Below are 6,082 nucleotides of genomic sequence, written 5' to 3'. Positions count from 1 at the left end.
CCTGACGGGCCAGCGCGGCGGCACTCACCGCGCCCGGGCCTACCATCCGCTTCACCATCTGTGACTTGAATCCATCCGTGTACGGCACTGCATCCTGCCTGCTCTCGCCCCCCAAGGCGTGGTCATCTCGGCCACTCAGCCGAGGCGACAACTTCCCTGACACAGGGGGCGGACGAGGGCTGTCAGTGAAGGCCGCGCCGGGCGAGAAACGCGCGCATGGGGTTTCTTCGCCTCGGCAGGCCGAGCGCTTTTGGGGGCAGTCCCTCCTGGGGCGGAAGGTTGGCCATGGCGCGCGCGGCGGCAAGGAAGACGTGGGCCACCAGGCACAGCGTCATGTGCCGGTGCCAGGCCGTCCAGGTGCGCACCTCGTAGTCGGCCAGGCCCACCTCACCCTTGGCGGACTCGAAGTCTTCCTCCACCGCCCACCGACTGCCCGCCGCCCGTGCCAGCGACTCCAGTGAGGCATTGCGCCGCGCATGGGCTACGTAGAAGGCGATCTTCCCATCCGCGAGGCTTCGACGAAACAGCAGCCACCGCGACAGGCCCAGGTGCCGATTCAGACTCATGCGCGCCCAATCGTAGAGGCGCGGGCCCTTGGTGCCGGCACCCGCGGACAAGCGCCCCCAAGCCTCCGGAGGGACTTCCTTCACCATGTCCCCTGGCTTCACTTGGTAGAAGCCGCGCCAGACGTGGGTGTTGGACGCCACCGCCAGCACGTAGGGCTGGTGCAAGTCTTCGAGGAAGCGGCGCAGCGTACTGTCGCGGCCGTAGACTTCATCGCCCACCACCCAGGCGGGCTTCAGTCCCGCGCCCAGGGCCCGTTGCAGCATGCCTTGCGCGAGGGCTGGCTTGGATTCGAAACCCACCTCCTCTGGAATGCCTCCCGCTTCTCGGCGGGCTGCGTCCTCGGTCCACGGCTCCGGCAAGTACAGCTCCCGGTCCACGAGGGCATGCCCGCGAGGCGTCACGTACGCCAGGAAGACACCCACCTGTGCGTTCTCCACCTTGCCCGCGGTGCCCGTGTACTGGCGCGCCACGCCGACGGACTTCTCTCCCTTCTTCAAGAAGCCCGTCTCGTCCACCGCCAGGATTCCGCCTTCGCCCAGCGCCCGGCGCGCGTACTCCAGGACGTCGTCGCGCACCGCGTCCGCGTCCCACTTCGCTCGCAGCAGCAGGTGCTGGAAGGTATAGGGCGCTCGGTAGCCTGCGTCCTCCGAAAGGCCCCATGCATTCTTGCGCTGTGCCCGCCCCAGCAGCGCCTTCACGTACTCGACGGCGGCGCTGTGTGCCTCGCGCCTGCGGAAGTGAGGCTGTAACCAAGCCCCCACTTCCTCCAACTCCATCGCGAGTTGGCCAACCAGCCGGACTTCCGGTGCCTGCGCTTCGGCGGCCGATGGCTGCTGCATGGGAAGTCTCGCTCCTCCCCCTCCTGTTCCTTCAACAGGAGGGCGACTGCTGCCTCTTCCGAACTACAGCTGTAGGACTAATCGGCGGAAGGCACGTCCCATGGTGGCGCGGCTCACCCTCACACCCGTTTGCTTGGCGTAAGCATCCGCGATTTCCTGGGTCATACTGTCGGGCGCGGCATCCAGCAACCGCTTCACCTTGCCCAGTTGCGAATCCGGGATGCGGAAGAAGGGCCGAGGGCCCGGGCGCTTTGGCGCGATGGAGCCGGTTCGCTTCCAGCGGCCAATGAGGCGATCAACCGTCGCGACCCCTACTCGAAACCGCTTGGCGAGCTCTCCCCAGGACTCCTCTCGTGTCAGGTGCGCGTCGAGTATCCGCTGCCGCAAGTCCATCGAAAGTGGTGCGCCCATGACCTCAATCTATGGGCTCTGGCGCGCTCGCCCTTGCTCGTCACGCATGGGATGGGCCCACCGAGGGCTACGCCCTGCGCCTGCCTCGATCCACGTTCGTGAGCACCGTCGTAATCCGATTCGCAGGAACGTTGTCAAGTGAGCAGCCTAACTGCCTGCCGATAGTTCGGCGGACGGGCTTTCTCAAGGAGCCTGACAAATCATTTACAAGCATCGTCTTTACAGCGGTGGCGGTGAAAAGTGTTGCGCGCGGATTGGTTAATCCAACGGAAACAGCCGCGCTTCCTTCACCAGCACTTCATTGCGCGCCAGCAATTCCGTGAACCGCTTGGTCCCATTGCGCGCATCGAACCGTGCCGCGATGTCGCGCGCCTGCGTCTCCATCCAGTCCCGCAGTGCCCGCGTCGCGTACCCACCGTCCACCGCGTGAAGCGGGAACGCGTTGGGCAGACGCAGGCTCACTTCGTCACGTCCGTCCGCGGTCACCTGGCCCAGCAGGAACGACGCAGCCGCGTAGAAGGTGAACCGGTCGCGGTGGCTGGAGTGCTCCAGCGCCCAGCCCAGGTGCTTCTCCAGCATCGTCAACCCGCGCGACAGGTTGCCCGTCAACGCCAGGAACTCCAGGTGTTCGCCCACCGTGGCCAGGAACTCGCGGTTCTTCGACACCATCGCGTAGCCGCGCACATGGCAGGCCCGCGCTTCCTCCATCCGCTCCAGCTTGAAGAACGGATACAGCAGCGTGCCCAGCGTCAGGTGCGGGATCTCCGCGCAGGACTGACGCCCGTCCAGGATGGGTTTGGCCTTCTTGACCGCCTGCTCCCACTCGCCCCGGTCCACGTGGTGGTCCAGCTCGTCGTCCAATTCACAGACACGGCAGTCCGTCAGATGGTCCCGGGGCGCCACCAGCCACGCCTCCCACAGGCGCTCCGCCTCGGCCGTGTCGCCCATGTCCCGCGCCATCTGGTAGCGCAGCTTCAGCGCCGCCCGCTGCCCCGCGTCCAGCTTCGCGAAGCTCTGCTCCACGTCATCCAGCGCGTCCGCGATCTGCTTGCGGCTGATGTGCGGGAACTCGTCCAACCGCCCCACCACCCACTTCTGCTTCCAGAGCATGTCCTCCGGATCGAACCGCTGCGGGTCCTTCTTCTGCTGCCCCCGGCACCACGCGAAGGCCACCAGCGCCTTGTCCGGGAACCCGCCGAAGGTCGCCGCGTCGATGAGCGCATCACGCAACGCGTACCCCAGCGGCACATCCCCGTGCGTGTCCACCATCCGCACCGCCTCCTCCAGCGTGCGCACCTTGGCGTCGCCCTCGGGCAGCCCTTCCGCGCGCTCGCGCAACGCCTCCACCTGCTGGCGCCAATCCCCCATCAGTGCATCCCCCGCGAGCCGGAACCGGACGAACCACTCCCGCCACCGTCGTCCAGCCGCGCAGCGATGAGCCCCAGGAGGCCGTGGTTCAACAACGCCATCTCCTGCGCGTTCAGCGGGTGCTGCCCCAGGAGCAGCGCCTGCACGTAGAGCATCTCCACCGACAGCTTCAGCAGCTCCCGGCTCTCCACTGCCGCCAGCCTCCGCACCACCGGGTTGTGCAGGTTGAGGCACAGCTGCGCCCGCTCCCCGCCGCCCGCGCCCGCCATCACCCCTTCCAGCACGCCCGCGTACAGGTCATCCGACTCCTCGCGCGCACGCTCCGCGTCCCGCCGGAAGGCCCCTTCCGCGTCCGAGCTGTAGAGCGTGGGCACCTCCGCCGGGAAGAACTTCTTCACCTCCACCCCGCAGCGGAACGGCGCCAGCACCCCTTCGGCCAATCGCAGCAACGGGTAGATGGCCTCGCGCTCGTCCAGCGTCAGCTCCTCGAACGTCTGCGGCAGGTCCGCCGACGAGAAGGCCGCCACCTGCGCGTCCGACACCACATGCGGCAGCTTCTCCAGCAGCGCCGTGTCATGCGTGTACGCCGCGTTCAGCACGCACAGCCCCTGCGCCGCCGCCACCCGCGCCACCTGCCGGAACCCGTCCATCGTCGGCGTGTAGCGCACCACCGGCCACGAACGCCGGTAGTCCGCCAGCGTCATCATCCCCAGCGACGTCTCGAAGGGCAGCCAGTCGATGACCAGCCGGTAGAAGTCGTCGTCATCCAGCGCCAGCCCCTTCACCGACAACCCGTGCAGGGCAATCAGCCGCTGCAACGACCGGGGCTCCTCGCGCGCCAGGTCCATCAGGTACTGGCGCAGCGACTGTCCCAGCGCCTCGCGCGCCTGCGCCAGCACCGTGTCCTCGTAGAAGGACTCGCGGCTCGCGGTGGGCCGCAACCCGTTCGCGTTCACCACGCACTTCACGAAGAAGGCCCACTCCGGCAGCAGGTTCTCCGCGCTCTCCGACAGCAGCATGTGCTTCAGGTAGACGCGGTGCTTCTGTTTGGCATTGAAGTGCGGCGACGCCGGCAGCACGAACGCCACCCCATCCACGTCCCCCGCCGCCGAGCGCAGCGGAATCACATCCAGGAAGTCCGTGCCGAACACCTCGCGCCCGTAGGCGAGCAGCGCCTGTCGCTTCTCTCCCGCCGTCTCGTACAGGCGCCGCCAGGGCGGGCCGTCCGGGTTGAGCTGCTCCGTCGCTCCGCCCACGGTGAGCCGCACGGGAAACGGCAACAGGCCCCCGTAGTGGCGGGCGAGCTGCCGCACCCGCTCCGGCGCGAACCACTCCGCCATGTCCTCGCGGGCGACCAGGTAGACGTGCGTGCCGGGAGCGTCCAGCGGGTGTTCGGAGACGCGCACGTCGTAGGTGCCGTCATGCCGGCCCCGCCACTCCAGCGTGCGGCCGTCCCCCTTCGCCGAGCGCGTCACCACCAGCAGCTCGTCACACACCATGAAACACGACAGCAGGCCGATGCCGAACTGGCCGATGAAGTCGTTGCGGCGCGCCTCCAGCACCTCGCGCTTGGAGGACTCGCCGATGGTCGCGAGGAAGCGGTGGATCTCCTCCTCCGTCAGCCCCACGCCTTCATCGGTGAAGAGCAGGGTGGGCGGCCCGCCGTCTTGTTTCTCCCGCAGCTCCAGCCCCACGGAACCGGAGGCCCCGGGCTCCAACTGCTGCCGGGCGCGCAGCGCGTCCGTGGCGTTCTGGAGCAGCTCCCGCACGTACACCCCGGGCGAGCTGTACAGGTGGTGGGACAGGAGGTCGATGACCCCGCGGAGGCTGACTTGGAATCGATGGTCCACGCTGGATTCGAGCGTAGCGCGCGAGCCCCGCCCCGGGGGCTTCAATCCCCCGTGAGGGAATTCTGTCCGGCTCATGGCGGCCGGACACACCAGCCCCCTCCTGCTTCCCCGGAGGGTGCTATGTGGCGCCCCGGCCGAGCGGCGCCTTGATGGCGGCACGGCGACATGTCGTCCCTTTCCTCCCTCCTGGAGCAGACAACGATGCGGACCAAGCTGATGGCAGTGGTGGTGGGCGCGGTGCTGGGTGTCTCGGGCGCGGCGTTCGCGCAGGGCACCCCGACGACCCCGGCGGCGCCCAAGGCGGCCCCGGCTGGCAAGGCCGCTGCTGCGGCGACCGCGGGCAAGACGGAGGTGACGTGGTGGGGCCACGCCGCGTTCGTGGTGAAGACGCCGGGCGGCGCGGTCATCGCCATCGACCCGTGGCTCACCAACCCCAAGGCGCCCCAGGGTGCGACGTGGCCGGAGGCGGTGGACGCCATCCTCGTCTCCCACGGTCACTTCGACCATGTGGGCGAGTCCAAGGCCCTGGCCCAGAAGACGAACGCGAAGGTGTTCGGCTCCTTCGAGCTGGTGTCGCTGCTGGCCCTGCCGGAGGCGCAGTCCATGGGCGGCAACGTCGGCGGCACCTTCCAGGTGAAGGACGCCACCATCCACTTCGTGGAGGCGGTGCACTCCAGCAGCTACCAGGCGGACCCCAAGGCCCCGGCGCAGTACGCGGGCGCCCCCATGGGCTTCGTCATCGAGATCGCCAACGGCCCCACGCTGTACCACTCGGGTGACACCGGGGCCTTCCAGTCCATGGCCCTCATCGCCGAGCAGTTCAAGCCCACCGTGGCCCTGCTCCCCGTCGGCGGCCACTTCACCATGGACCCCGCCCAGGCGGCTGTTGCCGCGAAGCTGCTCAAGGTGAAGACCGTGGTGCCCATGCACTTCGGCACCTTCCCCGCCCTGGCCGGCACCCCGGACGCGCTCACCGCCGCTCTGAAGAAGGGCCGGGGCACCGCCAAGGTGGTCGTGCTGGAGCCCGGCAAGGCCACCGCGCTGTAG

Annotated in this window: 5 protein-coding genes; 1 reads left to right on the top strand and 4 read right to left on the bottom strand. The window is 68.4% G+C overall.

The window, feature by feature from the left end:
- Positions 1-182: 182 nt before the first annotated feature.
- The 4 genes from D7Y13_RS37055 to D7Y13_RS37040 all read right to left on the bottom strand — a co-directional run bounded on the left by D7Y13_RS37055 (position 183) and on the right by D7Y13_RS37040 (position 5,035).
- The gene (locus D7Y13_RS37055) at positions 183-1,406 is read right to left on the bottom strand and encodes an IS701 family transposase (protein WP_120585960.1); all 1,224 of its coding nucleotides are present in this window, start codon (positions 1,404-1,406) and stop codon (positions 183-185) included.
- Between the two features lie 63 nt (positions 1,407-1,469).
- Complete coding sequence (locus tag D7Y13_RS37050; protein ID WP_147444550.1) at positions 1,470-1,817, bottom strand: helix-turn-helix domain-containing protein; 348 nt, start codon at positions 1,815-1,817, stop codon at positions 1,470-1,472.
- 258 nt (positions 1,818-2,075) lie between these two features.
- Positions 2,076-3,188 (bottom strand): hypothetical protein, encoded by a 1,113-nt coding sequence (locus tag D7Y13_RS37045; protein WP_120585961.1) that lies wholly within the window; start codon positions 3,186-3,188, stop codon positions 2,076-2,078.
- Positions 3,185-5,035, bottom strand: a complete 1,851-nt coding sequence (locus D7Y13_RS37040; RefSeq protein WP_120585958.1) for an HSP90 family protein — start codon at positions 5,033-5,035, stop codon at positions 3,185-3,187. The genes D7Y13_RS37045 and D7Y13_RS37040 overlap by 4 nt, the downstream gene beginning before the upstream one ends.
- Positions 5,036-5,236: 201 nt before the next feature.
- Between D7Y13_RS37040 and D7Y13_RS37035 the strand changes: the two genes are divergently transcribed.
- A complete protein-coding gene (locus D7Y13_RS37035) occupies positions 5,237-6,082 on the top strand; it encodes a metal-dependent hydrolase (RefSeq protein ID WP_120537222.1) in 846 nt (281 codons plus the stop codon).

This window comes from Corallococcus praedator (genome assembly GCF_003612125.1).
GTDB lineage: Bacteria > Myxococcota > Myxococcia > Myxococcales > Myxococcaceae > Corallococcus > Corallococcus praedator.
This window is presented reverse-complemented; position numbering and strand designations above follow the sequence as displayed.